At 66.1% G+C, this 25,866-nt stretch carries 27 protein-coding genes; 12 read left to right on the forward strand and 15 right to left on the reverse strand.

The window, feature by feature from the left end:
- Positions 1–65: 65 nt before the first annotated feature.
- The 5 genes from argB to QYC26_RS08870 all read right to left on the reverse strand — a co-directional run bounded on the left by argB (position 66) and on the right by QYC26_RS08870 (position 4,147).
- The gene (gene argB / locus QYC26_RS08850) at positions 66–962 is read right to left on the reverse strand and encodes an acetylglutamate kinase (protein WP_317511869.1); all 897 of its coding nucleotides are present in this window, start codon (positions 960–962) and stop codon (positions 66–68) included.
- A complete protein-coding gene (locus tag QYC26_RS08855) occupies positions 959–1,603 on the reverse strand; it encodes a queuosine precursor transporter (RefSeq protein WP_317511870.1) in 645 nt (214 codons plus the stop codon). Before QYC26_RS08855 ends, argB begins: the two co-directional genes overlap by 4 nt.
- Positions 1,604–1,689: 86 nt before the next feature.
- Complete coding sequence (locus tag QYC26_RS08860; protein WP_317511871.1) at positions 1,690–1,821, reverse strand: hypothetical protein; 132 nt, start codon at positions 1,819–1,821, stop codon at positions 1,690–1,692.
- Between the two features lie 150 nt (positions 1,822–1,971).
- The gene (locus tag QYC26_RS08865; RefSeq protein WP_317511872.1) at positions 1,972–2,841 is read right to left on the reverse strand and encodes a 3-hydroxybutyryl-CoA dehydrogenase; all 870 of its coding nucleotides are present in this window, start codon (positions 2,839–2,841) and stop codon (positions 1,972–1,974) included.
- Positions 2,842–2,923: 82 nt separating this feature from the next.
- Positions 2,924–4,147: a UbiH/UbiF/VisC/COQ6 family ubiquinone biosynthesis hydroxylase gene (locus QYC26_RS08870; protein ID WP_317511873.1), complete on the reverse strand. Its 1,224-nt coding sequence runs from the start codon at positions 4,145–4,147 to the stop codon at positions 2,924–2,926.
- Between the two features lie 158 nt (positions 4,148–4,305).
- On the opposite strand from QYC26_RS08870, the gene QYC26_RS08875 reads away from it, so the two are divergent.
- The 4 genes from QYC26_RS08875 (at position 4,306) to ribA (ending at position 9,552) form a co-directional block, all read left to right on the forward strand.
- Positions 4,306–6,654 carry an FtsK/SpoIIIE family DNA translocase gene (locus QYC26_RS08875; protein ID WP_317511874.1) on the forward strand — a complete coding sequence of 783 codons (2,349 nt, stop codon included), beginning with the start codon at positions 4,306–4,308 and terminating at the stop codon, positions 6,652–6,654.
- 121 nt (positions 6,655–6,775) lie between these two features.
- A complete protein-coding gene (locus QYC26_RS08880; protein ID WP_317511875.1) occupies positions 6,776–7,402 on the forward strand; it encodes an outer membrane lipoprotein carrier protein LolA in 627 nt (208 codons plus the stop codon).
- Positions 7,403–7,675: 273 nt separating this feature from the next.
- The gene (locus QYC26_RS08885; protein WP_317511876.1) at positions 7,676–8,470 is read left to right on the forward strand and encodes an exodeoxyribonuclease III; all 795 of its coding nucleotides are present in this window, start codon (positions 7,676–7,678) and stop codon (positions 8,468–8,470) included.
- Positions 8,467–9,552 carry a GTP cyclohydrolase II gene (gene ribA / locus QYC26_RS08890; RefSeq protein ID WP_317511877.1) on the forward strand — a complete coding sequence of 362 codons (1,086 nt, stop codon included), beginning with the start codon at positions 8,467–8,469 and terminating at the stop codon, positions 9,550–9,552. Before QYC26_RS08885 ends, ribA begins: the two co-directional genes overlap by 4 nt.
- A 7-nt stretch (positions 9,553–9,559) precedes the next feature.
- Here the strand turns inward: ribA and QYC26_RS08895 are convergent, their stop codons facing one another.
- Both QYC26_RS08895 and QYC26_RS08900 read right to left on the reverse strand, forming a co-directional pair.
- Positions 9,560–10,219: an HAD family phosphatase gene (locus QYC26_RS08895; protein ID WP_317511878.1), complete on the reverse strand. Its 660-nt coding sequence runs from the start codon at positions 10,217–10,219 to the stop codon at positions 9,560–9,562.
- Entirely contained in the window at positions 10,216–10,893 is a 678-nt protein-coding gene (locus QYC26_RS08900; protein ID WP_317511879.1) for a YggS family pyridoxal phosphate-dependent enzyme, read from the reverse strand. Before QYC26_RS08900 ends, QYC26_RS08895 begins: the two co-directional genes overlap by 4 nt.
- Before the next feature lie 22 nt (positions 10,894–10,915).
- On the opposite strand from QYC26_RS08900, the gene QYC26_RS08905 reads away from it, so the two are divergent.
- Positions 10,916–11,470: a thiamine phosphate synthase gene (locus QYC26_RS08905; protein ID WP_317511880.1), complete on the forward strand. Its 555-nt coding sequence runs from the start codon at positions 10,916–10,918 to the stop codon at positions 11,468–11,470.
- 73 nt (positions 11,471–11,543) lie between these two features.
- Here QYC26_RS08905 and QYC26_RS08910 read toward each other — a convergent pair whose 3' ends face one another.
- The gene (locus QYC26_RS08910) at positions 11,544–12,242 is read right to left on the reverse strand and encodes a porin (protein WP_317511881.1); all 699 of its coding nucleotides are present in this window, start codon (positions 12,240–12,242) and stop codon (positions 11,544–11,546) included.
- Between the two features lie 234 nt (positions 12,243–12,476).
- On the opposite strand from QYC26_RS08910, the gene QYC26_RS08915 reads away from it, so the two are divergent.
- Genes QYC26_RS08915 through holA form a run of 4 tightly spaced genes read left to right on the forward strand, consistent with a single transcriptional unit; the run spans position 12,477 to position 17,007 of the window.
- On the forward strand, positions 12,477–12,938 hold the full coding sequence (locus QYC26_RS08915) for a DUF3576 domain-containing protein (protein WP_317511882.1): 462 nt from the start codon (positions 12,477–12,479) through the stop codon (positions 12,936–12,938).
- 18 nt (positions 12,939–12,956) lie between these two features.
- The gene (gene leuS / locus QYC26_RS08920; protein WP_317511883.1) at positions 12,957–15,464 is read left to right on the forward strand and encodes a leucine--tRNA ligase; all 2,508 of its coding nucleotides are present in this window, start codon (positions 12,957–12,959) and stop codon (positions 15,462–15,464) included.
- On the forward strand, positions 15,461–15,979 hold the full coding sequence (gene lptE / locus QYC26_RS08925) for an LPS assembly lipoprotein LptE (RefSeq protein WP_317511884.1): 519 nt from the start codon (positions 15,461–15,463) through the stop codon (positions 15,977–15,979). The genes leuS and lptE overlap by 4 nt, the downstream gene beginning before the upstream one ends.
- Positions 15,976–17,007, forward strand: a complete 1,032-nt coding sequence (gene holA, locus QYC26_RS08930; RefSeq protein WP_317511885.1) for a DNA polymerase III subunit delta — start codon at positions 15,976–15,978, stop codon at positions 17,005–17,007. Before lptE ends, holA begins: the two co-directional genes overlap by 4 nt.
- A gap of 35 nt (positions 17,008–17,042) precedes the next feature.
- On the opposite strand, the gene QYC26_RS08935 is transcribed toward holA, so the two are convergent.
- From QYC26_RS08935 to QYC26_RS08960, 6 genes are read right to left on the reverse strand one after another with little or no spacing between them, the layout of a single operon-like run.
- On the reverse strand, positions 17,043–17,954 hold the full coding sequence (locus tag QYC26_RS08935) for a ParB/RepB/Spo0J family partition protein (RefSeq protein WP_317511886.1): 912 nt from the start codon (positions 17,952–17,954) through the stop codon (positions 17,043–17,045).
- Complete coding sequence (locus QYC26_RS08940) at positions 17,951–18,736, reverse strand: AAA family ATPase (RefSeq protein ID WP_317511887.1); 786 nt, start codon at positions 18,734–18,736, stop codon at positions 17,951–17,953. The genes QYC26_RS08935 and QYC26_RS08940 overlap by 4 nt, the downstream gene beginning before the upstream one ends.
- Positions 18,733–19,365, reverse strand: a complete 633-nt coding sequence (rsmG, locus tag QYC26_RS08945; RefSeq protein ID WP_317511888.1) for a 16S rRNA (guanine(527)-N(7))-methyltransferase RsmG — start codon at positions 19,363–19,365, stop codon at positions 18,733–18,735. Before rsmG ends, QYC26_RS08940 begins: the two co-directional genes overlap by 4 nt.
- On the reverse strand, positions 19,362–21,221 hold the full coding sequence (gene mnmG, locus QYC26_RS08950; RefSeq protein ID WP_317511889.1) for a tRNA uridine-5-carboxymethylaminomethyl(34) synthesis enzyme MnmG: 1,860 nt from the start codon (positions 21,219–21,221) through the stop codon (positions 19,362–19,364). Before mnmG ends, rsmG begins: the two co-directional genes overlap by 4 nt.
- A gap of 60 nt (positions 21,222–21,281) precedes the next feature.
- Positions 21,282–22,571, reverse strand: a complete 1,290-nt coding sequence (gene mnmE / locus QYC26_RS08955) for a tRNA uridine-5-carboxymethylaminomethyl(34) synthesis GTPase MnmE (protein ID WP_317511890.1) — start codon at positions 22,569–22,571, stop codon at positions 21,282–21,284.
- 16 nt (positions 22,572–22,587) lie between these two features.
- On the reverse strand, positions 22,588–22,824 hold the full coding sequence (locus QYC26_RS08960; RefSeq protein WP_317511891.1) for a DUF6489 family protein: 237 nt from the start codon (positions 22,822–22,824) through the stop codon (positions 22,588–22,590).
- Between the two features lie 51 nt (positions 22,825–22,875).
- On the opposite strand from QYC26_RS08960, the gene QYC26_RS08965 reads away from it, so the two are divergent.
- Genes QYC26_RS08965 through QYC26_RS08975 form a run of 3 tightly spaced genes read left to right on the forward strand, consistent with a single transcriptional unit; the run spans position 22,876 to position 25,039 of the window.
- The gene (locus QYC26_RS08965; protein ID WP_317511892.1) at positions 22,876–23,373 is read left to right on the forward strand and encodes a methylated-DNA--[protein]-cysteine S-methyltransferase; all 498 of its coding nucleotides are present in this window, start codon (positions 22,876–22,878) and stop codon (positions 23,371–23,373) included.
- Positions 23,370–24,059, forward strand: a complete 690-nt coding sequence (locus QYC26_RS08970) for a dienelactone hydrolase family protein (RefSeq protein WP_411197585.1) — start codon at positions 23,370–23,372, stop codon at positions 24,057–24,059. The genes QYC26_RS08965 and QYC26_RS08970 overlap by 4 nt, the downstream gene beginning before the upstream one ends.
- Positions 24,056–25,039, forward strand: a complete 984-nt coding sequence (locus QYC26_RS08975) for a quinone oxidoreductase (protein ID WP_317511894.1) — start codon at positions 24,056–24,058, stop codon at positions 25,037–25,039. Before QYC26_RS08970 ends, QYC26_RS08975 begins: the two co-directional genes overlap by 4 nt.
- Before the next feature lie 65 nt (positions 25,040–25,104).
- Here QYC26_RS08975 and QYC26_RS08980 read toward each other — a convergent pair whose 3' ends face one another.
- Positions 25,105–25,845 carry a YjbE family putative metal transport protein gene (locus QYC26_RS08980; RefSeq protein ID WP_317511895.1) on the reverse strand — a complete coding sequence of 247 codons (741 nt, stop codon included), beginning with the start codon at positions 25,843–25,845 and terminating at the stop codon, positions 25,105–25,107.
- Positions 25,846–25,866: the final 21 nt, after the last annotated feature.

The raw sequence follows: 25,866 nt of genomic DNA on the forward strand, positions 1-25,866 counted from the left end.
AGCGCGGGCCGGGGACAACCTTCGGCATCACCGATGGGCATGCCCCCTGCCCCGCCACGCGCCGATCAGCGGCGGACGAGCGTACCCGCCCCCTTGCGAGTGAAGATTTCGAGCAGCATCGCATGCGGCACGCGGCCGTCGAGGATGACCGCGGCGTCGACGCCACCCTTCACCGCGTTGACGCAGGTTTCGAGCTTGGGGATCATCCCGCCCGAAATCGTGCCGTCCTGCTGCAGCCCGGCGATCGCGTCGGGATCGAGATCGCTGAGCAGATTGCCCTGCTTGTCGAGCACGCCCGGAACATCGGTGAGCAGGAAAAGACGCGACGCATCCATTGCCGAAGCGATCGCCCCCGCCATCGTATCGGCGTTGATGTTGTATGTATGCCCATCGGCGCCGACCCCGATCGGGGCGACGACGGGGATCATCCCCGAGGCCGAGATCGTGTCGAGCACGGTGCGATCGACACAGGAGGGTTCGCCGACAAAGCCGAGATCGACGACCTGTTCGATATTGCTGTCGGGATCGCGGCGCGTGCGCGTGACCTTTTCGGCGGTGACGAAGCCGCCATCCTTGCCCGAAATGCCGACCGCGCGGCCACCGGCGGCGGCGATCCACGAGACCAGTTCCTTGTTGATCGCGCCCGAGAGCACCATTTCGGCGACCTTGGCGGTTTCGGCGTCGGTGACGCGGAGCCCGTCGACAAACTGCGATTCAACGCCCAGCTTCTTGAGCATCGCGCCGATCTGGGGCCCGCCGCCATGGACGACGACGGGGTTGATGCCGACCATCTTCATCAGCACGACATCTTCAGCGAAATCGCGCGCCAGCTCGGGATCACCCATCGCATGGCCGCCATATTTCACGACAAAGGTCTTGCCCGCATATCGCTGCATATAGGGCAGCGCCTCGGTGAGGGTTTCGGCCTTGGCGAGCAGCGAGGGATCGGGTGCGTGGTTCACGGCATTACTTTCGCGGGGTTGGCGTCGAGCTTGCGGCCAAGCGCGACAAAGACATGGATGAGCGGCGGAACGATGACCGCAGACAGCACCGCCTTGGCGAGCATCTGGCCGAGCAGCAATTCGCCGATCGGGAAGACGCCGTAAAAGGCGAGCGTGATGAAGATGAGCGAATCGACGACCTGGGAGAGCACGCCAGCGATCGCGCCGCGCACCCAGATGGCGCGGCCGCTGTCGGAACGCAGCGCCGAAAAGATCGTGATGTTGAGCATCTGGGAGACGCCATAAGCGATGATCCCGGCGAACATCAGCCGCGGGCTTTGCGACAGGACGAGCTGGAACCCCTCAAGCCGCGCCGGTTCCATGCTGGGCGATGCGGGCAGCGCGAGCACCAGTTCGAAGAGCAGGATCGCGAAAATGAGCGGGATGAAGCCGAAGCGGACGAGCTTGCCCGCATTGTCGCGGCCGTGCAGTTCGGCCACCGCGCTCGACATGACGACGAGCAGCAGGAAGGCGAAAATGCCGGCCTCCACCGCAAGCGGCCCGAGGCTCACCTGCTTGTTGCCGAGCACGCCCGCGACGCACGTCATCCCGCCATACAGCACGGAAAAGACGAACAAGGATCGCGGTATCGTAACAGTCATGATGGTTCCCGGCCCGGTGGCGACGCCGCCCGCATAGCGTGGCGGGGCCGGAGGCAAAACAAAAATCGCCCCCCGGCCCCGTGCCGTCAGCTTTTGGGACGGATATAGATGGGCGCAAGCGCCGCGCGGATCGTCGCGGCATCCCTAAGCGCACCCTTGGGATTGCCGCCTTCGAGATAATGAATGGCGAGCGCCTGGTTGAGGCGGACGCGGCGCAACCAGTTCTCAGCGTTCCTTGGCGGCGTCGGCAACGGACGGCGCGCACAGGGCAAGCGCCGCAACGGACAATAATCTGAACTGCATGAAATCCCCCCGGATCGTCGGCGAAAACCCTAATATGATCCGGGGAGAGGTAAAGCGATTTACGCTTAGCGGGTGGGAACGGGTTCCGCGCCCGAATAGTCGTAGAAGCCGCGACCCACCTTGCGGCCATACCAGCCGGCTTCGACATATTTCACGAGCAGCGGCGCCGGGCGATATTTCGGATCGCCGGTGCCTTCGTGGAGCACGCGGCAGATTTCGAGGCAGGTGTCGAGACCGATGAAATCGGCAAGCGTGAGCGGCCCCATGGGGTGGTTGAGGCCAAGCTGCACCGCGGTGTCGATGTCGCGGATCGAGGCGACGCCCTCGCCGAGCGCGAAGCAGGCTTCGTTGAGCATCGGCAGCAGGATGCGGTTGACGATGAAGCCGGGCGCGTCATTGGCGTGGACGACCTGCTTGCCCAGCGCCTTGGCATAGGTTTCGACGGTCTTCACGGTTTCGTCCGCCGTGGCGAGGCCGCGGATCAGTTCGATCAGGCCCATGACGGGAACCGGGTTGAAGAAGTGGACGCCGATGAAACGCTTGGGATCGGGCGATGCCTGCGCCAGGCGCGTGATCGGAATCGACGAGGTGTTCGACGCGAGGATCGCCTGATGCCCCAGCACCTTGCCGACCTGTTCGAAGATCGCGCGCTTCACTTCCTCGCGCTCGGTGGCGGCTTCGATCACCAGACCGGCCGCGGCCATCGGCTCGAAATCGCCCACGGGCTGAATGCGGGCCAGCGCCTGATCGCGCGCGGCGGCGTCGATCTTTTCCTTTTCGACGAGACGGTTGAGCTGCTTGGCGATGCCTTCCTTGGCCCGCTCGGCAATTTCCAGCTTCGCATCGGCCAGATAGACATGATAGCCGGCCTGCGCCGAAACCTGAGCGATGCCCGAGCCCATCTGGCCCGCGCCGATTACGCCAACCGCCTGCATAGTCTTTCTCCCTTGCGCAAAGATGATGGAGGCGCCTCTATCGCCTCAACCCCGATTGCGCCAGAGGATCAGGCAAAGCCCGTCAGATCGGCATGCCCTGCAGCAGCTTGGGAAGCGCGCCGGATTCACCGCGCGCCTCGGCCATGAAGCTGCGCTTGAGCGGCGGAATGCGCTGGACCATGCCAAGGCCGAAACGCCGCACCGCCGATGCGGCGTCGCCCGGAATCCCGAACAGGCGGGTGAGCGTGTCGGTAGCGGTGGCCACCATGAAGGTGTCGAGCCCGCGCCAGCGTTCATAACGCGCGAGCAATTGCGCATCGCCGCAGTCGAGCCCGATGCGTACGCCTTCGGTCAGCACCTCGGCGAGCGCGGCGACATCGCGGAAGCCGAGGTTGAGCCCCTGCCCTGCGATCGGATGGATACCGTGCGCGGCATCGCCCACCAGCACCAGCCGTTCGTCGGTGATGTGCGCAGCGTGATGGAAATTGAGCGGATAGCTCTGGCGCGGCGCGACCGGGGTGAGCTTGCCGAGGAAACCGCCCATCTGCTTTTCGGCTTCCGCCCAGAAGCCGCGATCAGACAGCTTGAGCATCCCCGGCGCATCCTTGGCGGATACGGTCCATACCAGCGCCGAGCGATTGCCCGGCAGCATCGGCAGCAGCGCGAACGGCCCGGCGGGGTAGAATATCTCGTAGGCGACATTGTCGTGCGGGACTTCATGCTCGAACGCCGAGATGATCGCGACGTGATGATAGTCCCAGCGCGCGACGTTGAGGCCCGCCGCCTCGCGCGTGGGCGAACGGCGGCCCTCGGCCGCGATGAGCAGTGCGCCCTTCACCACTTCGCCATTGTCGAGCGTGGCGGTGACGCCGCTGGCATCGCGCACCACATCCACCGCGCGGTTGGGCATGCGCAGACGAATATTCTTCGCCTCGAGCGAGGCCGCGCGCAGCGCCTCGCGCAACAGGCGGTTTTCGAACATGATGCCGAGCGGGCCTTCCTCTTCTTCGGGCCGGAAATCGAGGATTCCGGGCTTGAGGCCATCGCTCACGCGGATTTCGCGGATCGGGCAGCCCTGCCCTTCGAGATGCCTGCCGACGCCGATCGCCTCGAGCATCCGCCAGCTCGCGCTCGCCACCGCCGAGACGCGGCCGTCAAAGCCGGGGGCGACCACGGCATCGGGATTGGCCGGATCGATCACCACCGAACTGATCCCGTTGCGGTCGAGCGCGATGGCGAGCGTCAGCCCGACCAGCCCGCCGCCGAGGATGATGACGTCACTTTTCTCGCTCGCGATCTCGTTCATGTGCCTGTCCTTATCCTACCCGGCGCCCACGCAAAAGCCCGCAGGCGCTGCGACCAGCCGATTGCCCGAACTGGTCCGGCGCACTTGACGCGACAACCCGCCCCCCGGCATTGTGCGCGCGCAAAAATAGCGAATTTTCCGCAGATTTCGGGGTGGGCATGGCAAGCCGCAGCATGAACAAGGACGCGCCCGAGTGGCGGGAGTCGATGAAGCGTAGCGCAGAGCGCACCGGCGTGCTGCTCGGCGGTGCGGCGATCATAGTGCTCACGCTGCTCCTGGTGATCGCGCTTTTGAGCTATCGCCCGAGCGATCCGTCGCTGATGACCGCAGCCGAAGGCCCTGCGCGCAATTTCGTCGGTGCGGCAGGCGCATGGACCGCCGATATCCTCCTTTCCTTCTTCGGCCCCGCAATCGGGCTGATCGTGCCGCTGCTCATCGTTTTCGGCACGCGGATGCTGCGCGGCGTGCCCATCGGCCGCTGGCGCCGCCGCACGCTGGGCGCGCTGGGCGGAATCATCCTGATCGGCGCGTCGCTTGCGGTGTTCCGCGGCAATGCGCTGCCCTATCTGCCCGGCGGATTCGGTGGCGCGTTCGGAATCGGGATCGCCAGCGGGTTCGACTGGCTGCTCGCGCTCCTGGGCGACGAGACGGTGCGATCCTGGGTACGTGCAGCGATTCTCGTGACGCTCGCGGGATCGGGAATCGTGCTCTGGGCCAAATGCCTTGGCCTTGACGACGAGGAACGCGCCTGGCTGTTCCGCCGCCGGGGCAAGAGCGCATCGCCGCAGGCCGCCGATGACGACGCCTATTATTTCGACGAGGAAGACGACGAGATCGTGCCCGAGGCGCCGCGCCGCGCCGCGCCCGAGCCACGCCCCGAACAGGCCGCCGAGGAACGCCGCGCGCCCGTCATCTCGCTGCCCGAGAGCAAGACCTTGCCCGCCGACCGCGCCAAGACGGGCCCGGCCGAGCAGACCGCGTTCGACCTGCACGATCGCTATGCCCTGCCCTCGACCAGCCTCCTCCATCCCGCCCCCGCCAATTCGGGCCAGACGGTCGACAAGTCCTCGCTCGAGCGCAACGCCCGCCTGCTCGAAACCGTGCTCGACGATTTCCATGTAAAGGGGTCGATCGTCGAGGTGCGCCCCGGCCCGGTCGTCACCATGTACGAGCTCGAGCCCGCCGCCGGGATCAAGGCGAGCCGCGTGATTCAGCTGGCCGACGATATCGCGCGCAATATGTCCGCGCTGTCGGCGCGCGTCGCGACGATTCCGGGACGCAGCGTGATCGGGATCGAGCTGCCCAACAAGAATCGCGAATCCGTGTCGTTCCACGAACTGGTGACGTCACAGGCCTTTGCCGATCAGGGCGGGCAGCTGCCGCTCATCCTCGGCAAGAACATCGCGGGCGATCCGGTGATCGCCGATCTTGCGCCCATGCCCCATTTGCTGGTGGCGGGGACCACCGGCTCGGGTAAGTCGGTCGGCCTCAACTGCATGATCCTGTCGCTGCTCTATCGGCTCAGCCCCGACCAGTGCCGCATGATCATGATCGACCCCAAGCAGCTCGAACTGTCGATCTATGACGGGATCCCGCATCTGCTGTCGCCGGTCGTCACCGACCCGGCGAAATCGGTCCGCGCACTCAAATGGGCGGTCGAGCAGATGGAGGAACGCTACCGGATGATGGCGTCGGTGGGCGTCCGCAGCCTGGCCGGGTTCAACGACAAGGTGAACGGCGCGCGGCAAAAGGGCCAGAAGCTCGGCCGCCGCGTCCAGACCGGCTATGACGGCGATACCGGCCAGCCGATCTATGAGGAAGAAGAGCTCGACTATCACGCGCTGCCGCAGATCGTGATCGTGGTCGACGAGCTGGCCGACCTGATGATGACCGCGGGCAAGGAAGTCGAATTCCTGATCCAGCGCCTTGCGCAAAAGGCGCGCGCGGCGGGCATCCACCTGATCATGGCGACGCAGCGCCCCTCGGTTGACGTCATCACCGGTGTCATCAAGGCCAACCTGCCGACGCGGATCAGCTTTGCCGTGACGTCGAAGATCGATTCGCGCACCATTTTGGGCGAACAGGGCGCCGAACAGCTGCTCGGCAAGGGCGACATGCTCTATATGCCCGGCGGCAAGCAGATTGCGCGCGTCCACGGCCCCTTCGTCTCCGACGAGGAAGTCGGCCGCATCGCCGATCACTGGCGCACCCAGGGCGCGCCCGAATATATCCAGGCGGTGACCGAGGAACCCGAGGATGGCGGCTATGCGCTCGACGGTGCCCCGTCGGGCGACGACAGCCCCGAGGACCAGCTCTACCGCAAGGCGTGCCAGCTCGTTGCCGAGAGCCAGAAGGCGTCGACCAGCTGGCTGCAGCGCCAGCTGCGCATCGGTTATAACAGCGCGGCGCGGCTGATCGAGCGGATGGAAAAGGAGGGGCTGGTTTCGCGGCCCGACCATGTCGGCCGTCGCGAGGTGCTGATGGATACCGACGGCCGCCCGGTCTGATCCCCCCGCTCTGCCCTCCCTATGTCGGAACGCAGGCGCCCCTTGCCGGGTTGAAGCGGGTTCAGTTGGCATTCAATCCCTGACCCGCATAGCGGCGAGGACAGGAAGTCAGGAGTATAGCATGTTTCGTCGCCTCGCTTTCGCGCTTGCCGTCGCCCCGATCGGGTTGGCCGGCCTCGCCGCGCCCGCAGCCATCGCGGCCCCCGGCGATCTCGACCGCGTCTCCGCGCATCTTCAGGCGGTGAACAGCCTGACCGCCGATTTTTCGCAGACCGACCGCGCCGGCAAGGTGCTGACCGGCACACTCACCATCAAGCGCCCGGGCAAGATCCGCTTCCAGTACCAGAAGGGAATCCCGCTGCTGATCGTGGGTGACGGCAAGGCGCTGACGATGATCGACTATCAGGTGAATCAGGTGCAGCGCTGGCCGATCGGCAAGTCGCCGCTCGCGGTGCTGCTTGATCCCGCCAAGAATCTGGCGGGCGTCGCCAAGATCGTGCCGTCGGCCGATGACCGCATCGTCGTGGTCGAGGCGCGCGATCCCAAGCACCCCGAATTCGGCGTGCTGACGCTGGCCTTTGTCCGCAACCCCTCCGCCCCCGGCGGGCTGATGCTGCAGGGCTGGGTCGCGCTCGACGCGCAGAACAACCGCACGACCATTCGGCTGAGCAATCAGAAGTTCAACATGGCGGTGCCCGAAAGCGCGTTCCAGTGGCGCGATCCGCGCCCCAAGGCACGGGGCCACTGATCGAAAAGGATTAATTCCCCTGGCCGACCGCGTTCATTCATATTGCGGACAGGAAGGGGGAATTAGACATCATCCTTGCGGATGTGGGGCGGATTCCGGATTTCCCCCTGTTGCCAGAATGGCCCCACGCCGTTTCGCGTGACGAAGCGAACCTGGCCCCCGCCCACGCCCCCTGGAGCGGGGGCCAACCTTTTCCGGCGCAAATCATCGCACCGGCAGCCAAATGCAGCGAGGGTGTTCCCTCCCGCCCCCGAAATGGTTTAGGGCCTGCGCATGTCCGATACGATCAGCATCGCCTCCTGGAACATCAACTCGGTTCGCTTTCGCATGGAGATCGTCGAACGATTTCTGCGCGAACAGGCGCCCGACGTGCTTTGCCTTCAGGAAACCAAGACGGTGGACGCGACCTTCCCGGCCGATGCGTTCCGCCGGCTGGGCTATACCCACCAGATTCTGCACGGCCAGCCGATGCACCACGGCGTGGCGATCGTGTCGAAGATTCCGATCTTCGAGGACGACCGGCTGGACTGGCAGGCCAATGGCGAGGCACGCCATGTCGGCGTGCGGCTGGAAAACGGGCTGCGGCTCGAAAATGTCTATATCCCGGCGGGCGGCGACGTGCCCGACCGCGTGGTCAATCCCAAATTCGGTCAGAAGCTCGATTTCCTCCAGCGAATGATCGAATGGTCCGAACAGCTCGACGTGCCGACGCTGCTGGTGGGCGATTTCAACATCGCGCCGCTCGAATGCGACGTGTGGAGCCACAAGCAGCTGCTCGACGTCGTCAGCCACACGCCGATCGAGGTGGAGACGCTGGGCCGGTTGCAGGCCGCCAATGACTGGGTCGATCTGGGCCGCAGCTTCATCCCCGCGCCCGAACGCCTCTACACCTGGTGGAGCTACCGCGCGAAGGACTGGGCGGCATCGGATCGCGGCCGCCGGCTCGATCACATGTGGGCGACCAAGGATGTCGCGGCACAGGCGGTCGGCCACCGCGTACACGAGGATTGCCGCAGCTGGCTGAAGCCGTCGGACCATATCCCGCTGGTGACGGAGTTCCGGTTTTGAGCACGGCCGGCGCCCAGCCGCGCGCCGCCGCGCGGGCGATCGACGCGCTACGCCGTGGCTGGCCGATCGCGATCCGCGGCACCAGCGGCACGCTGGCGCTGCTCGCGATCGAAACCGCCGACGAACCGCGTCTGGCCGCGTTCGATCCCGAGGCTAAGGCCGCACTGCTGATTTCGGCGGGGCGTGCGGCGACGCTCAAGCTCGCCAACCAGCTTGAGGCGGCACAGCCCGAAAAGCCCGTGATCGTCGGCCGCGCGCCGTGGATCGATCTGGCGGGCGCGGTTGCGGTTGCCGATCCCGCGCTCGATCTTGCGACGCCGCTCAAAGGCCCGTTCCGCGCCATCGGCTGCGCGGCCCCCGATGCCGCCACCGCCGCGCTTGAACTGGCGCGGATCGCGGGAATCCTGCCCGCCTTCTTCCTGATTCCGACCGATGCGCCCGAAGGCCGCGGTGCCGAGGTGGTGATCACCCCGGCGGATATCGCCGCCTATGACGATGCCGGCGCACTAGTAATCGCGGCGCGCGCGCGGCTGCCGGTGGAAGTGGCCGAGCATTCGGAAATCGTTGCCTTTCGCAGCACCGAACATGCGGGCGAGCATGTCGCGCTGATCATCGGCACGCCCGATGGCACGCCCCCGCTCGTCCGCCTCCACAGTGAATGCCTGACGGGCGATGTGCTCGGATCGCTCAAATGCGATTGCGGGCCGCAGCTCCACGGCGCGCTCCACGAGATCGCCGCCCATTGGGGGGTTCTGCTCTATCTGCGCCAGGAAGGGCGCGGCATCGGGCTGGTCAACAAGCTGCGCGCCTATAGCCTGCAGGATCAGGGGCACGACACGGTCGACGCCAATGTCCGGCTGGGCTTTGCGATCGACGCGCGCGATTTCGGCGTCGCCGCGCAGATGCTCAAGCTGATCGGCCAGACGCGCATCCGGCTACTGACCAACAACCCCAACAAGGTCGAACGGCTGCGGCGCGAAGGGATTGATGTGGTCGAACGCGTTCCGCACGCGATGGAGCCCAATCCGCACAATCAGGGCTATCTCGACACCAAGCGCGACCGGACCGGCCACCAGCTCTGATAGCGGTTCAGCCGATCAGCGCGGCGATCTCGTCAAACCCGTGAACGATGTGGCGCGCGCCCAGCGCGCGCAGCTTGTCGCCATGATCGGGCGCGCAGTGCTGGCCGGCGCACAAGCCGACGACATAGCCGCCCGAGGCGACCGCGCCGGTTACGCCGACGGGGGAATCCTCGATGATCAGCGTGTTGGCGATATCGATCCCAAGCGCCTGGGCGGCATGAAGATAGATGTCGGGCGCGGGCTTGCCGCGGGCGACATGTTCGCGCCCGCTGAAGATATGGGCAAAGCTGCCGCGCAGCCCGAGATGCCCCAGATGCGCCTCGATCCAGCGCGTCGAGCTTGAGGACACGATCGCGCGCGGCAGATCGGGCGCCAGCGCGCCGACGAAAGCGGCCGCGCCCTTGACCGGCGGAACCCCCTCGGCAACCACGCGGGCATCTTCGGCCGCGCGCATGGCGTGAAACGCCTCGGGCACCGGACGGCCGATCCATGCGGCAATGGCATCGAGGAACTGATCGCCCGACAGCCCCATGAAATGCGCCATCGCATCCTCGGTGCTGAGCGGATGGCCCAGCGCGGTGAGCGTTTCGGCGAGATGCGCGTTGCCCGCATATTCGCTTTCGATCAGCACGCCGTCGAAATCGAAGAGCAGGCCCGCAAAGCTCATGCGCGCGCGCCGAACAGCGCCGAACCGACGCGGACATGGGTGGCGCCGATCGTCACCGCCGTCTCATAATCGCCCGACATGCCCATGCTGAGCTGATCCAGCCCATTGTCGCGCGCGATCTTGGCGAGCAGCGCGAAATAGGGCGCGGCCTCGACATCGGCGGGGGGTACGCACATCAGCCCCTTGAGCGGAAGCCCCGCCGCGCGCACCTCGGTGAGCAGCGCGGGCAGATCGGCGATCGCACAGCCGCCCTTCTGCTCTTCATCCCCGATATTGACCTGGACGAAGCAATCGGGGCGGCGGCCGGTCTTTTCCATCGCCTTGGCGAGCGCGGCGACGAGCGAGGGGCGGTCGACCGAATGGATGGCGTCGAACAGCTGAACCGCATCCTCGGCCTTGTTCGACTGGAGCTGGCCAACGAGATGCAGCGCGACATCGGGATACTCGGCGCGCAGCGCAGGCCATTTCGCCTCGGCTTCCTGCACGCGGTTTTCGCCGAAGACCCGCTGGCCAGCGGCCAGCATCGGCCGGATCGCATCTTCGCCATGCGTTTTCGATACGGCGATAAGCGCGATCTCGGCGGGCTTGCGGCCCGCGATCCGGGCGGCCTTGGCGATCGTGCCCAGCACGGCTTCGCGGCGCGTGGCCGCTGCGGTGATTTCCTGTTCGTCCATGGCCGCTGCTATAGGCAGGCGGATGACGCGCCGCCACCCCCGCAATGTGCCCAGCCTGTGGCTGATGACCGATGAACGCATGGGCGCGCGGCTGTTGCCCGCGGTAAAGGCGCTGCCGCGTGGCGCGGGAATCGTCTTTCGCCATTACAGCCTTGGGGACGCCGCGCGCCGGGCGCTTTTCCATGCGGTGCGCGCCGAAGCGCGGCGGCGGCGGATCACACTGCTGCTCGCCGCCACGCCTACGCAGGCGCGGCAATGGGGCGCAAACGGGTTTCACGGCCGCAGCGGCCGGGCGCTGCCCGGTCAGCTCCACAGCGCGCCGGTGCATAACGCCCGCGAATTGCGCGCGGCGCAGCGGCGCGGCGCGGATATTGTCTTCATCTCCCCGCTCCACGCCACCCGCTCGCACCCCGGCAGCCCGGCGCTGCGCCGATTTCAGGCCGCCGCGCTGATCCGGGCGGCGGGACGGCCTGTGATCGGGCTTGGCGGCATGACGTCACACCGTGCGCGGGCGCTGAAAATCCGGGGGTTGCACGGCTGGGCGGCGATCGACGCGCTCACGCCGCAGCCACGCTGAGGCGCTGCTCAAGATTTCAGGAAGCTAAGCGTTGTAGAGGCGATCGGGAAAAGCCCGCCCCGCCCCGCCTTCATCAGAACTTGAAGGCGGTGCCGATATAGACGGCCTGGCTGTCGCGGCGATTGTCGCTCGCCAGCGGCTGAAGCCGGTCGCGTTCCTCAAGCCGGTAGCGCACACCCGCCGTCACGTCGAGGTTGCGGCTCAGGCTGTAGCTGCCGCCCACGTCGAGCGAATAGGTGTTTTCGGGCTGCACCGCGCGCAGCGTATGCTGGCCGATGCTGCGATCCGCACCCAGCTGAACCCGCCCGCTCCAGCGCGGCGCGGTATAGCTGGCGCCGGCGGTGACGACTTCGCGGCCGCCCGGCTGGATTCCGGTATCGATGCGAGCAACGTCACCCGAAAGCGCAAAACGCTTCCAGCCGATCGACGCGCCGAGATTATAGGTCGAGGCCGAGGCGCCCATCGAACCAAGCGCGGCCATTTCATCGCGCCCGGTGAGGCTCGTCACACGGCCTGCGGTGCGCGCCCGCACGGCGACGGTGACACGGCGGCTCTGCGCGGCATCGCCCGGCGGGGTGAAGCGGAAACCGGTGCTCGCCAGCTCGCTCTTGGCCAGAATGGCGGCAAGGCGCGGATCGGCGGCGGCCGGGGTGAAGGATCCGATCCCGCCCTGCGCCGTCAGCGAAACGCGCGGTTTGGCGGTCGGGGCAAGCGTTTCGCGGGCCGCGAGAATCGTGGGCGACAGCATCAGGCCGGTTGCGGCTGCCGCCACCCCCGCCAATGCCCAAATTGCCCGACTCGCTTTCATCGTTCCGCTTCGAATCCTTGATCTACTCAATGGCGCATATCACGACCTTCGTTGAAATTTCCAGCGATCTACGCATTTTTCCGCCATCTGTTGCACATCGCACACAGGGTAGTCCGATACCCCCGAAATCCGGTGCTTGCGGGCAGCGCCACAGTATCTATAACGGCCGTGACTGTGCACGTTTCTAAGGATTTCTTGATGGCCCGCCTGACCAGCGCCGTGATTGCGATTGGCCTTCTCACCACCGTTTCGGGCTGTGCCTGGGTGAAGAAGGATCTTGGCATCACCCCGCGTGACGATCGCAAGACCACCGATCTCGCCGCTTCGCGGGTGACGACCATTGGCGTCAACAGCTATTTGTGGCGCGCAAGCCTCGACACGCTGTCGTTCATGCCCCTCGTCCAGACGGATTCGAATGGCGGCGTGATCGTGACCGACTGGTATGTGAATCCCAATTCGCCCACCGAACGGATGAAGCTGACCGTATCGATCCTCGACCAGGATCTGCGCGCCGACGCGCTCAGGATCGCAGCGCTCCGCCAGGTGAACCAGAACGGCCAATGGGTGGATGCGCCGGTGCAGGCGGCAACCGTCCAGAAGCTGGAAGAAATCATCCTGACCAAGGCGCGCGATCTGCGCCGCACTGCTCTTTACGACTGATCCGGACCTAAACGTATAATGACTTCGCGTTTCAATCCGCTGGCGGCCGACGCCCGTTGGCAGGCCGTTTGGGAAGAGCGTGGCACGTTCCACGCTTCCGATACCAGCGACAAGCCCAAATCCTATGTGCTCGAGATGTTCCCCTATCCCTCGGGGCGCATCCATATGGGCCATGTCCGCAACTACACGATGGGCGACGTGCTCGCCCGTTTCCGGCGGATGACCGGACATGAGGTGCTCCACCCCATGGGCTGGGACGCCTTCGGCATGCCCGCCGAAAATGCCGCGATGGAAAAGAAGGTCCATCCCGGCGCGTGGACGCGCGACAATATCGCCTCGATGAAGGCGCAGTTGAAGCGGCTCGGCTTCGCGCTCGACTGGAGCCGCGAGATCGCGACCTGCGAGCCCGAATATTATGGCCAGGAACAGTCGTTGTTCCTCGACCTGTACGAAGCGGGCCTCGTCTACCGCAAGGAATCGGCGGTGAACTGGGACCCTGTCGACATGACCGTGCTCGCCAATGAGCAGGTGATCGACGGCCGGGGCTGGCGCTCGGGCGCGCTTGTCGAAAAGCGCAAGCTTAGCCAGTGGTTCCTCAAGATCACCGATTTCGCCGACGATCTCGTCGCCGGATTGAAGACGCTCGACCAATGGCCTGAAAAGGTCCGCCTGATGCAGGAAAACTGGATCGGCAAGAGCGTCGGGATGCGTTTCTCCTTCAAGTTCGCCGGTCGCCCCGGCGGGTTCGAGGTGTTCACCACGCGCCCCGACACGCTGTACGGCGCAAGCTTCACCGCCATCGCCGCCGATCACCCGATCGCGCAGGAACTGGCCAAGAACAGCCCCGAGCTGCAGGCGTTCATCGCCGAATGCCAGAAGACGGGCACCGCCGCCGCCGAGATCGAAACCGCTGAAAAGAAGGGTTTCGACACCGGCCTGCGCGTCGAGCATCCGTTCGACCCCAACTGGCATCTGCCGGTCTATGTCGCCAATTTCGTGCTGATGGAATATGGCACGGGCGCGGTCTTCGGCTGCCCCGCGCACGACCAGCGCGATCTGGATTTCGCGCGCAAATACGACCTGCCCGTCAACCGCGTCGTCGCCCCCGAAGGCCATGAGCATGAGCCGATCGACGACGAGGCCTATGTCGGCCCCGGCAAGCTCGTCCATTCGCATTTCCTGAACGGGATGGAAGTGGAAGACGCCAAGGCCGCGGTGATTGCGCGCGCGCAGCACGATGGCTGGGGCAAGGGCACCACGGTGTGGCGCCTGCGCGACTGGGGCGTTTCGCGCCAGCGCTACTGGGGCACCCCCATTCCCTTCATCCACTGCGAAGGCTGCGGCGTGGTACCGGTTCCCAAGAGCCAGTTGCCCGTCAAGCTGCCCGAGGATGTCAGCTTCGACATCCCCGGCAACCCGCTCGATCGCCACGCGACCTGGAAGCATGTCGACTGCCCCAAATGCGGCAAGCCCGCGCGGCGCGAAACCGACACGCTCGACACCTTCGTCGATTCAAGCTGGTACTTCATCCGCTTCGCCAGCCAGCCCGACGACAAGCCGTTCGACAAGGCGGTGGCCGAAAGCTGGCTGCCCGTCGGCCAGTATATCGGCGGCGTGGAACATGCGATCCTGCACCTGCTCTATGCGCGGTTCTGGACGCGCGCGCTGGCCAAGATCGGCAAGATCGACGTGACCGAACCCTTCACCGGGCTGTTCACCCAGGGCATGGTGACGCACGAAACCTACAAGTCGCACGATGGCCGCTGGCTTTCGCCGCTTGAGGTGGAAGCGCGTGAGGGCGCGATCGTCGAACTCGAAACGGGCGAGCCGATCGTGCGCGGCCGTGTCGAGAAAATGTCGAAATCGAAGAAGAATACGGTCGATCCGGGCCCGATCGTCGACCAATATGGTGCCGACGCGGTGCGCTGGTTCATGCTGTCGGACAGCCCGCCCGAACGCGATCTGCCCTGGTCTGAATCGGGGATCGAGGGCGCCTGGCGCTTCGTCAATCGCCTGTGGCGGATGATCGACGGCGCCGCCCCGGCCGAGGGCGAGGACAAGGATCTCGAGCGCAAGCTGCACAAGACCATCGCCGGCGTCGCCGAAGATATCGAGGGTCTTGGCTTCAACAAGGCGGTGGCCAAGCTCTACGAACTCGCCAACGTCATCGAAAAGGCAAAGCCCTCGGCATCGCGCACCGCCGCGATCGACGCGATGGTGCGCCTCGTGTCGCCGATGGTGCCGCACCTGGCCGAAGAAGCCTGGCAGAAGCTGGGCAACGAAGGGCTTGTCGCCGATGCCAGCTGGCCTGCGGTCGATCCGTCGCTCCTCGTCGACGATCAGGTGACCATCGCGGTCCAGATCAACGGCAAGCTGCGCGACACGCTGACGGTAGCCAAGGGCATGGCCAAGGACGCGCTGGAAACGCTCGCACTTGCTGCCCCCAATGTCGTCCGCCAGCTCGATGGCGCCACCCCGAAAAAGGTGATCGTCGTGCCCGATCGCCTGGTCAACATCGTCGCGTGAAGCGCGCGGCACTCCTCCTCGCGCTCGGCGCGCTGTCGCTGGCCGGTTGCGGCCTGCGGCCCCTGTATAGCGGTGGTGCCTCCGGCCCCGCCGCGCAGGCGCTGGGCGAGATCGAGATCGGGCCCATCGCGGGCAAGAATGGCTGGCTGGTGCGGAGCGCACTCGCCGACCGTCTTGCCGCAGTGCCCAAGGGCGCGGCACGCTACCGGCTCGAGGTGGAGCTTGATGACCAGATCATCGGCTATGCGATCCGCAGCGATGATGCGGTGACGCGCGAACGGCGAACGCTGCGCGCGCGTTACCGGCTTGTCGCCACCGACAAGGGCACGGTGATGCTCGACGCGACCGCGGGTTCGGATACGGGCATCGACATCGTGTCTTCGGAATATGCGACGATCGCCGCCGAGAACACCGCGCTTGAAAACATGTCGCAGGCGATTGCCGACCAGATCGTCGCGCGGATTGCGCTGTTCGCGTCGCGGACCAAGGATTTGCCGGCCGCGGACACGCCGTGAAGGCCAATCTGGCGCAGGTCGAGCGGGCGCTCGACGCCCCCTCCCCCGGAAACCGGCTAATCCTGCTCTACGGCCCCGATGAATCGGGGTCGCGGGCGCTCGCCGCGCGGCTTGAACGCGCCATGGGGCCCGAGGCCGAACGGATCGAACTCGATTCCGCCACGATCAAGGGCGATCCCGCACTGCTCGCCGACGAAGCTGCATCGATTTCGCTGTTCGGCGGCGCGCGGCACATCCGTCTCTCGCTCTCCAATGCCGAAGACGCCCTTCTGGCCGTTCAGGCGCTCGTAGAGGCCCCAACAGCGGGTAATCCGGTCGTTGCCATAGCCGGCGCGCTAAAGGCCACCAGCGGGCTTCTGAAGTTCGCTTTGGGGCATCCCGCGATCCTCGCTTTTGCCAGCTATGCGCCCGAGGGGCAGCAGGCGGACCGGCTTGCCGCCTCCATGGCGCGCGACGCCGGGTTGCGCCTCGCCAGCCCCGAGATCGCCAAGCGGCTTGCCGCAGCGGCCGCGGGCGACCGCGCGGTGCTGCTGCGCGAGATCGAAAAGCTCGCGCTCTATCTCGACGCCGATCCCGATCATCCGGTCGAGCTCGATCATGCAACGCTCGATCTGCTCGGCGCGGATTCGGACGAAGGCGACATGAGCCGTGTCGTCGATGCGGTGATGAGCGGTAACCCGGCGATGCTCGGCGTGGAACTCGCGCGACTCGCCGCCGTCGGGATCGAGGGGATTCCGCTGCTCCGATCGGTGCTGAAACGCGTCCACTTGCTGATTCAGCTGCGCGCGCAGGTCGATGAGGGCGGCCATGTCGAGGCGGTGATGAATTCCGCCGGCAAGGCGATCTTCTGGAAGGAAAAGCCCGCGGTCCAGCGTCAGCTGGGGCTCTGGGATTCGCCCCGGCTCGCCACCGCGCTCCACCGCCTCATGGACGCCGAACGCGCGCTCAAGGCGTCGGGAACGCTCGGCACCGCGATGGGCGACGAAGCGCTCCTCACCATCAGCCGCGCCGCCGCGCGCAAGCGCTGACGCGCCCGCCGCGACACGCGCGGCGCTGTCGCCAATCAGATCTTTTCGCCGCTCAACCGCTGGCAGATCATGTCGAGCTGATCGAGCGTGGTGTAGCTGAGCGTCAGCGAGCCATTCTTTTCGCCGTGGTTGATCCGCACCTTGAGCCCGAGCAGATCGCCGAGCTGGCGCTCGAGCGCCAGAATATCGGCATTCTCATGCTCGACACGGGGTTCCACGGGTGTCGCCGGTGCCGCGCGGCCGGGCTTGGCCGATCGCACCAACGCCTCGGTATCGCGCACCGAAAGATCGCGGCGCACCACGTCCTCGGCCAGCGCCTCGGCATCGGGCGCGGTGATCAGCGCGCGGGCATGGCCCATGCTGAGCGTCTTGTTCGCGACGAGATCGCGAACCTTGAGCGGCAGTTCGAGCAGGCGCAGCAGATTGGCAACATGGCTGCGCGACTTGTTGACCAGACGGCCCAGCGCCTCCTGGCTGTGACCGAATTCCTCGGCAAGCTTCTTATAGGCCTCGGCCTCTTCGATCGCGTTCAGGTCCTCGCGCTGGATATTCTCGATGAGCGCAATTTCGAGCGCTTCGGACTCGCTGAAATCCTTAACGATAACAGGAACTTCATGCAGATGCGCCCGCTGCGCCGCGCGCCAGCGGCGTTCCCCCGCGACGATCTGGTAACCCGGGCCATGCGGACGCACGACGATGGGCTGGATCACCCCGCGCTTGGCGATCGAGGCGGCCAGTTCGGACAGCGCATCCTCGTCGAAATGCTGGCGCGGCTGCCCCGGATGCGGCTTCATATCCGTAACCGATACCATCTTCACCCCGCCCGATCGCGGCGTGGCGGGTGCGACGGGTTCCTCACGCGCGACTTCGCCGAGCAGCGCGCTCAAGCCCCTGCCCAGCCCCGAATGGCGTTTCTTGGGGGCGACGGCGCCCGGTTCGCCGCTCACGCCGCCACCGCCTTAGGCCGTGCGGGCAGGCGCCCGATCAGCTCGCGGGCCAGCGCCATATAGGCCTCCGAGCCCGCGCAGCGAATGTCGTAGATCAGCGCGGGCATGCCAAAGCTCGGCGCTTCGGACAGGCGGACATTGCGCGGGATGACGGTGTCGAACACCACCGGGCCCAGACAGGCGCGCACATCCTCAGCGACCTGTTCAGTCAGATTGTTGCGGCGATCATACATGGTGAGCGCGACACCCAGAATCTCGAGGCTGGCATTGAATCGACCACGGATGAGATCGACCGTGTTGAGCAGCTGGCTCAACCCTTCGAGCGCGAAGAATTCGCACTGCAGCGGCACGAGCAACGACTTGGCCGCAACAAGCGCGTTGATCGTGAGCAGGCCGAGCGACGGCGGGCAATCGATCAGGCAGATGTCCCAGCGATCCTCAACCGACTTGAACGCGGCATCGAGACGGTGGGTGCGGTCCTCATATTCGACCAGTTCGATCTCGGCGCCCGACAGATCGACCGTCGCCGCGATCAGATCGAGGCGCGGCACCTTGGTCGGGATCACGGCTTCTTCGACGCTGCATTCGCCGGTGAGGACGTCATAGCTCGACTGCGGACGGTCGCTGGGATTGACGCCCAAGCCGGTGGAAGCATTGCCCTGCGGATCGAGATCGACCAGCAGCACGCGCCAGCCCGAAGCCGCGAGCGCGGTTGCGAGGTTGATGGCGGTCGTCGTCTTGCCGACTCCACCCTTCTGGTTTGCTACCGCGATGCGGATCATGCTTTCCCCCGTTTGACGCCGCGCGCCACGATGATCGATGAGTCCGCGTCGGTCAGACTCTGTTCCACGTGAAACACACCTTGCCATGTCTTTGACGCGGCTTCCAGTTCCGACGGCGCATTTCTGCCCTTGGGCAAAAGCCATAGCGTATTTGGCCGCGAAAATCGCTCGGCAAGCGCGAAAAGGCGCTCAAGCGGGGCAAAGGCACGGGCGCTGATGACCGCCGCGTCGAAGCGTTCGACCGTCTCGAGCCGCCGCCCCTCGACACGAACGCGGTCTCCCACCCCCAATATCTCCGCAGACTCCCCAAGAAAGTCGACGCGCTTGCGGCGCGATTCCACGAGCACGATCGGTCGGTCGGTGAGCGCCGCCACGATGAGGCCAGGAAAGCCCGCGCCCGATCCAAGGTCCATCCACGGCCCTGCGGGCGCATCCTTGGCCTTGGGAACAAGCTGCGCGGAATCGACGATATGGCGCGCCCAGACATGCTCGCGCGTCGAGGCGGAGATCAGATTCTGCTTGTCGCCCTCCTCCAGCAGGAAGGCGATGAACGCCTCGATCCGTTCCTCTGTTTCACGTGGAACAGCCAGATGATCGCGCAGCCAGGCGCGTGCTTCGTCTTCGGTCATATGCTTGCTGCCCGGCGGGCCTCGATCAGGATAGCGGAGAGCGCAGCCGGGGTGATCCCCCGCACGCGCGAGGCGGCGCCCAATGTTTCGGGACGCGCGGCCTCAAGCCGTTCCTTCATTTCGTTCGAGAGCCCGGCGATGCCGCGATAGTTGATCGCTTCGCCGAGGCGGACGGAATCATTGGCGCGCAGCTCGCGAATCTCCGATTCCTGGCGCGCGAGATAGGGCGCGTAATGCGCGTCCTCGGCGATCTCGTCGGCAAGGTCGGCGGCGACATCGGCGAATGCATCCGACACGCGGTCGATATCGGCGCGGCCGACATCGGGGAAGCGCAGCCATTCATAGAGCGAGCGCTTCGACCCATCGGCCGATACCTTCGCGCCCGATTCGGCCATGCGCTGTGCGCTCACCACCTGCTGAAGCGAGCCGATCGCGCGGGTACGCTGCGCCTCGCGGGTCGCAAACCAGTCCCGCCGCGCTGCCCCGACACAGCCTGCGGCAATCCCGATTCCGGTGAGCCGCGTCGCACTGTTATCGGCGCGCAGCCGCAGACGATATTCGGCGCGCGCGGTGAGCATACGGTAGGGTTCGGTGATTCCCTGCAGCACAAGGTCGTCGATCATCACGCCGAGATAGCTGTCGGCGCGGTCGAAGATCACCGCCCCCTGCCCCCCGACATGGCGCGCGGCGTTAAGCCCGGCGACAAGCCCTTGCGCGGCCGCCTCTTCATAGCCCGTCGTGCCGTTGATCTGCCCGGCGCAGAACAGCCCGTTCACCCCGCGCACCGCGAGCGACGATTCAAGCGCACGCGGGTCGATATGGTCATATTCGACCGCATAGCCCGGCTGAACGATCTCGACCTTTTCGAGCCCCTTCATGCTGCGGAGGAGATCGACCTGGATCTCGCGCGGGAGCGATGTCGAGACGCCGTTGGGGTAGACGAGCGGATCGTCGAGCCCTTCGGGTTCGAGGAAGATCTGGTGGCCATCGCGGTCGCCAAAGCGGACGACCTTGTCCTCCAGCGAGGGGCAGTAACGCGGCCCGCGCGCGCCGATCGCGCCGGTATAGAGCGGCGAGCGATCGAGCGACGCGCGGATGATATCATGGGTCCGCTGGTTGGTGCGGGTGATCGCGCAGAAAAGCTGCGGCGCCACCCGGCCGGTGCTGAGCGGCGACATCGTCCAGTCGGCGTCATCGGTCGGCTGAATCTCGAGCGCCGCCCAATCGATCGTCCGCCCATCGAGACGCGGCGGTGTCCCCGTCTTGAGCCGCGAGATCGGAAGCTCGAGCGCGCGCAGCTGGTCGCCCAGAGTCTGCGCAGCCTCTTCCCCGATCCGGCCGCCGGGGGTGATAGACTCACCGCAGAACATCTTGGCGTTGAGGAAGGTGCCGGTGGCGAGCACGACGGCACCGGCACCGAGCGTTTCGCCCGAGCCGAGCACCAGCCCTGTTACCGTCCGACTGTCATCCTCGGCAAAGCGCAGCGCGCTGGCTTCGGCCTCGATCACGGTCAGCCCGTCCTGCTCGGCGAGCATCTGCTGGATAGCGGCCTTGTAGCGTTTGCGATCGGCCTGAATGCGCGGCCCCTGGACCGCCGCGCCCTTGCTCATGTTGAGCATTCGATAATGGATCGCGGCATGGTCGGCGGCGCGCCCGATCAGCCCGTCAAGCGCATCGACCTCGCGGACGAGATGCCCCTTGCCCAGTCCACCAATGGCGGGATTGCACGACATCGCGCCGATCGCATCGGCGCGGAAGCTGACGAGCGCGACGCGCGCGCCGGTGCGGGCGGCCGCTGCGGCTGCCTCGCATCCGGCATGACCGCCGCCCACAACAATGACGTCGAAAAGCTGCATGGCCCAAACGCCTAGGTGAGCGCTGGCCCCAAGTCAAAATGTTCCACGTGGAACATCGGACTATTTGCCGATGCAGAAGCGTCCGAAAAGCGCGTCGAGCATGTCCTCGGTCCCTGCGCGGCCGGTGAGGCGATCGAGCGCGCCGCGCGCATAGCGCAGATTTTCGGCGAGGATGAGCAGATCGTTGCTGCCCTCAAGCGTGGTGCAGCACGCGGCGAGCAGGTTGCGCTGGCGGGCGTTGAGCGCCAGCTCGCCCGGGCGCGGGAGCAGCGCATCGGCGCGGGTGGTGAGCTGATCGACGAGCGCGTCCATCCCCGCCCCTGTCCGCGCCGAAATCGCAATATCGGCATCGGCGGGCGCCGCTTCGCGCCCTTCGCGATCGGCCTGGGCGTGGATGCGTATCGTCTTGTCCGGCGCGGGCGAGGCCGATGCCTCGTCGAGCCAGAGCAGGATATCGCTCGCCTCGATCACCGCGCGCGCGCGGTCCATGCCGATGATCTCGATCTCGTCGCTGGTGGCGTCATGAAGTCCGGCGGTATCGCTGAACACGAAGGGACGCCCGGCAAGCGCGATCGGCACCTCGATAATGTCGCGCGTCGTCCCCGGCCGCGCCGAGACGATCGCTGCCTCGCGCCCGGCGAGCGCGTTGAGCAAGGTCGACTTGCCCGCATTGGGCGGACCGGCGAGCGCGACGCGAATGCCATCGCGCAGCCGCTCGGCCGAGGGTCGGTTGAGGAAGGTTTCGATCTCGGCGGACAGTGCCGCGATCTCGGCGGAGAGCGTCTTCGCCGCGCCCATATCCTCGTCGACGTCATCCTCGTCGGAAAAATCCAGCAGCGCCTCGACCCGCGCAGAGATCCCGAGCAACTGATCCTGCCACGCGCGCACGCGCGCGCTCAACCCGCCTTCGGCCATCGCCATCGCGCTCATGCGCTGCAGCTCGGTTTCGGCGAAGAGCAGATCGGACAAGCCTTCGGCCTCGGCGAGATCCATCCGGCCATTTTCAAACGCGCGCCGGGTAAAGGCACCGGGCTCGGCGGGCATCAGCCCCTCGACCCGGCCAAGCACTTGGAGCACACGCGCCACCACGGCCCGGCCGCCGTGCAGATGCAGCTCGGCCAGATCCTCGCCGGTCGCGGTCGCCGGCCCCGGAAACCAGAGCACCAGCGCCTGATCGAGCACGGCACCGTCGGCGGGATCGCAGAGCCGTGCCAGGCTCGCCTGACGCGGGCGCGGCAAACGGCCGGCGAGCGCGCGGACCGCATCGGCGGCGTGCGGCCCGCTGATCCGGACGATCGCGATGGCGGCGGGCGGCGCGCCGCTCGACAGGGCAAAGATGCTGTGCGTCATCGTCTTGGCTAAGGGCTTATTTCCGCGTACCGCCGATCTGGCCGAGCAGATCGCGCCAGAGATTCATCCCCGCCTCCCCCATCGGGGTCCAGTTGCGCATCAGCTGCTCGATCAGCTCGGGATTGATCGCCTTGCCGCCCAGCGCATCGACCAGCCCCGCGACATATTTTTCATGAACCGGCGACAGATCCGGCAAGCCCATGAAACGGCGGGCTTCTTCCGGCGTGCAATCGATCTCGACATTCACCTTCATGGTGTTCTTCTCCGCTTGAGCAGCCGCGCGGCCCCCTGCTACGCTGCATCCATGTCCTATGCCCCCGACCATGCCCGGATCGCAACGCCCATCGGCATGATCACGATCTGCGGCACGGCCGACAACCTCTCCGCGATCACGATAGAGTCCGGAATCGGCGAAGGCGAGGTGCAATCGCGGGCGCCTGCCGTCATGGCGGCCGTGGCGCAGCTGCGCGCCTATTTCGAGGGGCGGCTGCAGCATTTCGACCTGCCGCTCCTCCCGCTCACCACGCCGCGCGGCGAAGCGCTGCGCGCCAGCATCGCCGCCATCGGCTATGGCGAGACGATGAGCTACGGCGCGCTAGCAGCCAGCATCGGCTCGTCGCCCCGCGCGATCGGGCAGGCCTGCGCGCGCAATCCCTATCCGATCATCATCCCCTGCCACCGCGTGCTCGGCGCGGGCGGCGCGCTTGGCGCCTATAGCGCGGGGGCTGGGCCCGACACCAAGCAACAGCTACTCATCCACGAAAACCCCAACTTTGCGAAAGGCACCCTATGGGCATTATGACCACAGTCGAAACCCTTCATCACGACGGCAGCTTCCAGGCCTATGTCGCCGAACCGGCGGGCACGCCCAAGGCGGCAATCGTCGTGATTCAGGAGATCTTCGGCGTGAACCCCGGAATCCGCGCCAAGTGCGACGAATGGGCGGCGCAAGGCTATCTCGCCATCGCGCCCGATCTGTTCTGGCGCCTGCGCCCCGGAATCGAGCTCGATCCCGATGTCGAGGCGCAATTCCAGGAAGCGCTGGGCCTGTTCGGCCAGTTCGATCAGGACAAGGGAATCGAGGATATCGAAGCCACGATCCGCTTTGCACGTGAAAAGAGCGGCGGGCTCAAGGTCGGCTGCACCGGTTACTGCCTTGGCGGCCGGCTTGCCTTCATGACGGCGACGCGCACCGACATCGATGCCTCGGTTGGCTATTACGGCGTTGGAATCGATGGCCTTCTTGGCGAAAAGCACGCCATCTCGCGCCCCGTGATGCTGCACGTGCCGACCGCCGATCATTTCGTCGACGCCGATGCGCAAAAGCGCATGCACGACGGGCTCGACGATCACCCCAAGGTGACGATCCACGACTATCAGGGCCTCGACCACGGCTTTGCCACCCAGATGGGCAATCGCCGCCACGAGGAAGGCGCGCAGCTGGCCGATGGCCGCACCGCCGCCTTCTTCGCCGAGAATCTCGCTTGAGCGAGCATTACCGCCTTGTGATCCGCCAGCCCGGCGGGCCCGAAGCGATCGAGCGGGAGGTGTTCGACCTCCCGCCCGTTCCGGGGCCCGGCGAGGTGCGGATTCGCAATCGCGCGATCGGGCTCAACTTCATCGACGTCTATCACCGCATGGGGCTCTATCCCCTGCCCTATCCCGCCGGGCTCGGCCGCGAGGCGGCGGGTGTGGTCGAAGCGCTCGGACCCGGTGTCTCGGGTTTCGCGGTAGGCGACCGGGTCGGCTATCTGTTCGCCCCGGGTGGCACCTATGCCACGCACAGCATCGCCGCCGCCGACAGCCTGATCCGCCTGCCCGACGAGATTTCGGACGAAATGGCCGCAGCCGCGCTCCTGAAGGGGCTGACCAGCTGGATGCTGATCGAGAAATGCGCGCGCGTGGCGGCGGGACAGGCGGTGCTCGTCCATGCAGCCGCCGGCGGCGTGGGCAGCATCGCGGTGCAGTGGCTGAAGGCGATCGGTGCGGTCGCGATCGGCCATGCGGGCAATGACGCCAAGGCGGCACGCGCCAAGGCGCTGGGCGCCGACCATGTGCTGAGCGGCGATTTCGCCGCGCTGGCTGCATCCGTACGCGCGCTTACCGATGGTCGGGGCGTCTCTGCGGTGCTCGACGGTGTCGGGCGCGACAGCTGGCAGGCCTCGCTCGACAGCCTTGCGCGTCGTGGAACCATGGTCAGCTTCGGCAATGCCAGCGGCCCTGCCCCGGCGATCGAGCCGCTCGAACTCAGCCGGCGTGGATCGCTGATGCTCACCCGCCCCACGCTCGGCGATTTCATGGTCGATCCCGTCGAACGCCAGCAAGGCGCCGATGCGCTGTTCGGACATATCAAGAGCGGCGCGGTGACGATCGAGATCGGCCAGCGTTTCCCGCTGGCGGCGGCCGCAGAGGCACACCGGGCGCTTGAGGCACGTGAGACCACCGGATCGACGATCCTGCTGCCCTGAGCCCCCTCAAAACGGCAAATGCGCAAAGAAAAACGCCCCGGTAGCGATACCGGGGCGTTTTCGTGTCAGAAGTTGGCGGTCAGCACCATCAACCCGACATCGGGATCAACGATCCCTTGGTAGATCATCTTGATCGCGACATAGACGATCACGGCCAGGCCGACATAAGCGATCCAGCGATAACGCTCGATATATTTGGCGATGATGTTCGCCGCGATACCCATGAGCGCGACCGAGAGGATGAGGCCGATGACGAGAATGCCCGGATGCTCGCGCGCGGCGCCCGCCACCGCGAGCACATTGTCGAGGCTCATCGACACATCGGCAACCGCAACCGCCCAGGCGGCGGCGGCAAAGCTCTTGGCCGGCGCGATACCGCTATTTTCGTCGCCCTCCACCTCGGGCGAACCGGCATTGCCGGCCGTCACGGGATGAAGTTCGCGGTACATTTTCCACGCCACCCAGAGGAGGAGCAGACCACCCGCGAAGATCAGCCCGATAATGCCGAGCAGCCAGCTGACGACCAGCGCAAAGCCGATCCGCAGCACCAGCGCCGCGATGATACCGATCATGATGACCTTGCGGCGCTGTTCGGCGGGAAGCCCCGCTGCCAGCGCGCCGACCACGATCGCATTGTCGCCTGCAAGGACGAGATCGATCAGCAGAACCTGACCGAACGCCGCCAGCGCCGCGGGCGAGCCGATATTCGACAAATCGTTGAGGATATGCTGCCAGATATCGGCAGGTGATCCGAGCCCGGCCCCCGCCGCAGCGGCGGCCGACGTCATGGCAATGAGTTCGTGCATGATGGCGATCCCGGTTGCGGC

This window comes from Sphingomonas sp. C3-2, assembly GCF_033025475.1.
Classification (GTDB): Bacteria; Pseudomonadota; Alphaproteobacteria; order Sphingomonadales; family Sphingomonadaceae; genus Sphingobium_A.

Excerpts from the sequence above, each read along its gene's own strand:
- QYC26_RS08855 (WP_317511870.1), bottom strand. The coding sequence starts at position 1,603 with ATGACTGTTACGATACCGCGATCCTTGTTCGTCTTTTCCGTGCTGTAT.
- QYC26_RS08865 (WP_317511872.1), bottom strand. The coding sequence starts at position 2,841 with ATGCAGGCGGTTGGCGTAATCGGCGCGGGCCAGATGGGCTCGGGCATC.
- QYC26_RS08870 (WP_317511873.1), bottom strand. The coding sequence starts at position 4,147 with ATGAACGAGATCGCGAGCGAGAAAAGTGACGTCATCATCCTCGGCGGC.
- QYC26_RS08875 (WP_317511874.1), top strand. The coding sequence starts at position 4,306 with ATGGCAAGCCGCAGCATGAACAAGGACGCGCCCGAGTGGCGGGAGTCG.
- QYC26_RS08880 (WP_317511875.1), top strand. The coding sequence starts at position 6,776 with ATGTTTCGTCGCCTCGCTTTCGCGCTTGCCGTCGCCCCGATCGGGTTG.
- QYC26_RS08885 (WP_317511876.1), top strand. The coding sequence starts at position 7,676 with ATGTCCGATACGATCAGCATCGCCTCCTGGAACATCAACTCGGTTCGC.
- QYC26_RS08895 (WP_317511878.1), bottom strand. The coding sequence starts at position 10,219 with ATGAGCTTTGCGGGCCTGCTCTTCGATTTCGACGGCGTGCTGATCGAA.
- QYC26_RS08900 (WP_317511879.1), bottom strand. The coding sequence starts at position 10,893 with ATGGACGAACAGGAAATCACCGCAGCGGCCACGCGCCGCGAAGCCGTG.
- QYC26_RS08905 (WP_317511880.1), top strand. The coding sequence starts at position 10,916 with ATGACGCGCCGCCACCCCCGCAATGTGCCCAGCCTGTGGCTGATGACC.
- QYC26_RS08915 (WP_317511882.1), top strand. The coding sequence starts at position 12,477 with ATGGCCCGCCTGACCAGCGCCGTGATTGCGATTGGCCTTCTCACCACC.
- leuS (WP_317511883.1), top strand. The coding sequence starts at position 12,957 with ATGACTTCGCGTTTCAATCCGCTGGCGGCCGACGCCCGTTGGCAGGCC.
- QYC26_RS08940 (WP_317511887.1), bottom strand. The coding sequence starts at position 18,736 with ATGATCCGCATCGCGGTAGCAAACCAGAAGGGTGGAGTCGGCAAGACG.
- rsmG (WP_317511888.1), bottom strand. The coding sequence starts at position 19,365 with ATGACCGAAGACGAAGCACGCGCCTGGCTGCGCGATCATCTGGCTGTT.
- mnmG (WP_317511889.1), bottom strand. The coding sequence starts at position 21,221 with ATGCAGCTTTTCGACGTCATTGTTGTGGGCGGCGGTCATGCCGGATGC.
- mnmE (WP_317511890.1), bottom strand. The coding sequence starts at position 22,571 with ATGACGCACAGCATCTTTGCCCTGTCGAGCGGCGCGCCGCCCGCCGCC.
- QYC26_RS08960 (WP_317511891.1), bottom strand. The coding sequence starts at position 22,824 with ATGAAGGTGAATGTCGAGATCGATTGCACGCCGGAAGAAGCCCGCCGT.
- QYC26_RS08965 (WP_317511892.1), top strand. The coding sequence starts at position 22,876 with ATGTCCTATGCCCCCGACCATGCCCGGATCGCAACGCCCATCGGCATG.
- QYC26_RS08970 (WP_411197585.1), top strand. The coding sequence starts at position 23,370 with ATGACCACAGTCGAAACCCTTCATCACGACGGCAGCTTCCAGGCCTAT.
- QYC26_RS08980 (WP_317511895.1), bottom strand. The coding sequence starts at position 25,845 with ATGCACGAACTCATTGCCATGACGTCGGCCGCCGCTGCGGCGGGGGCC.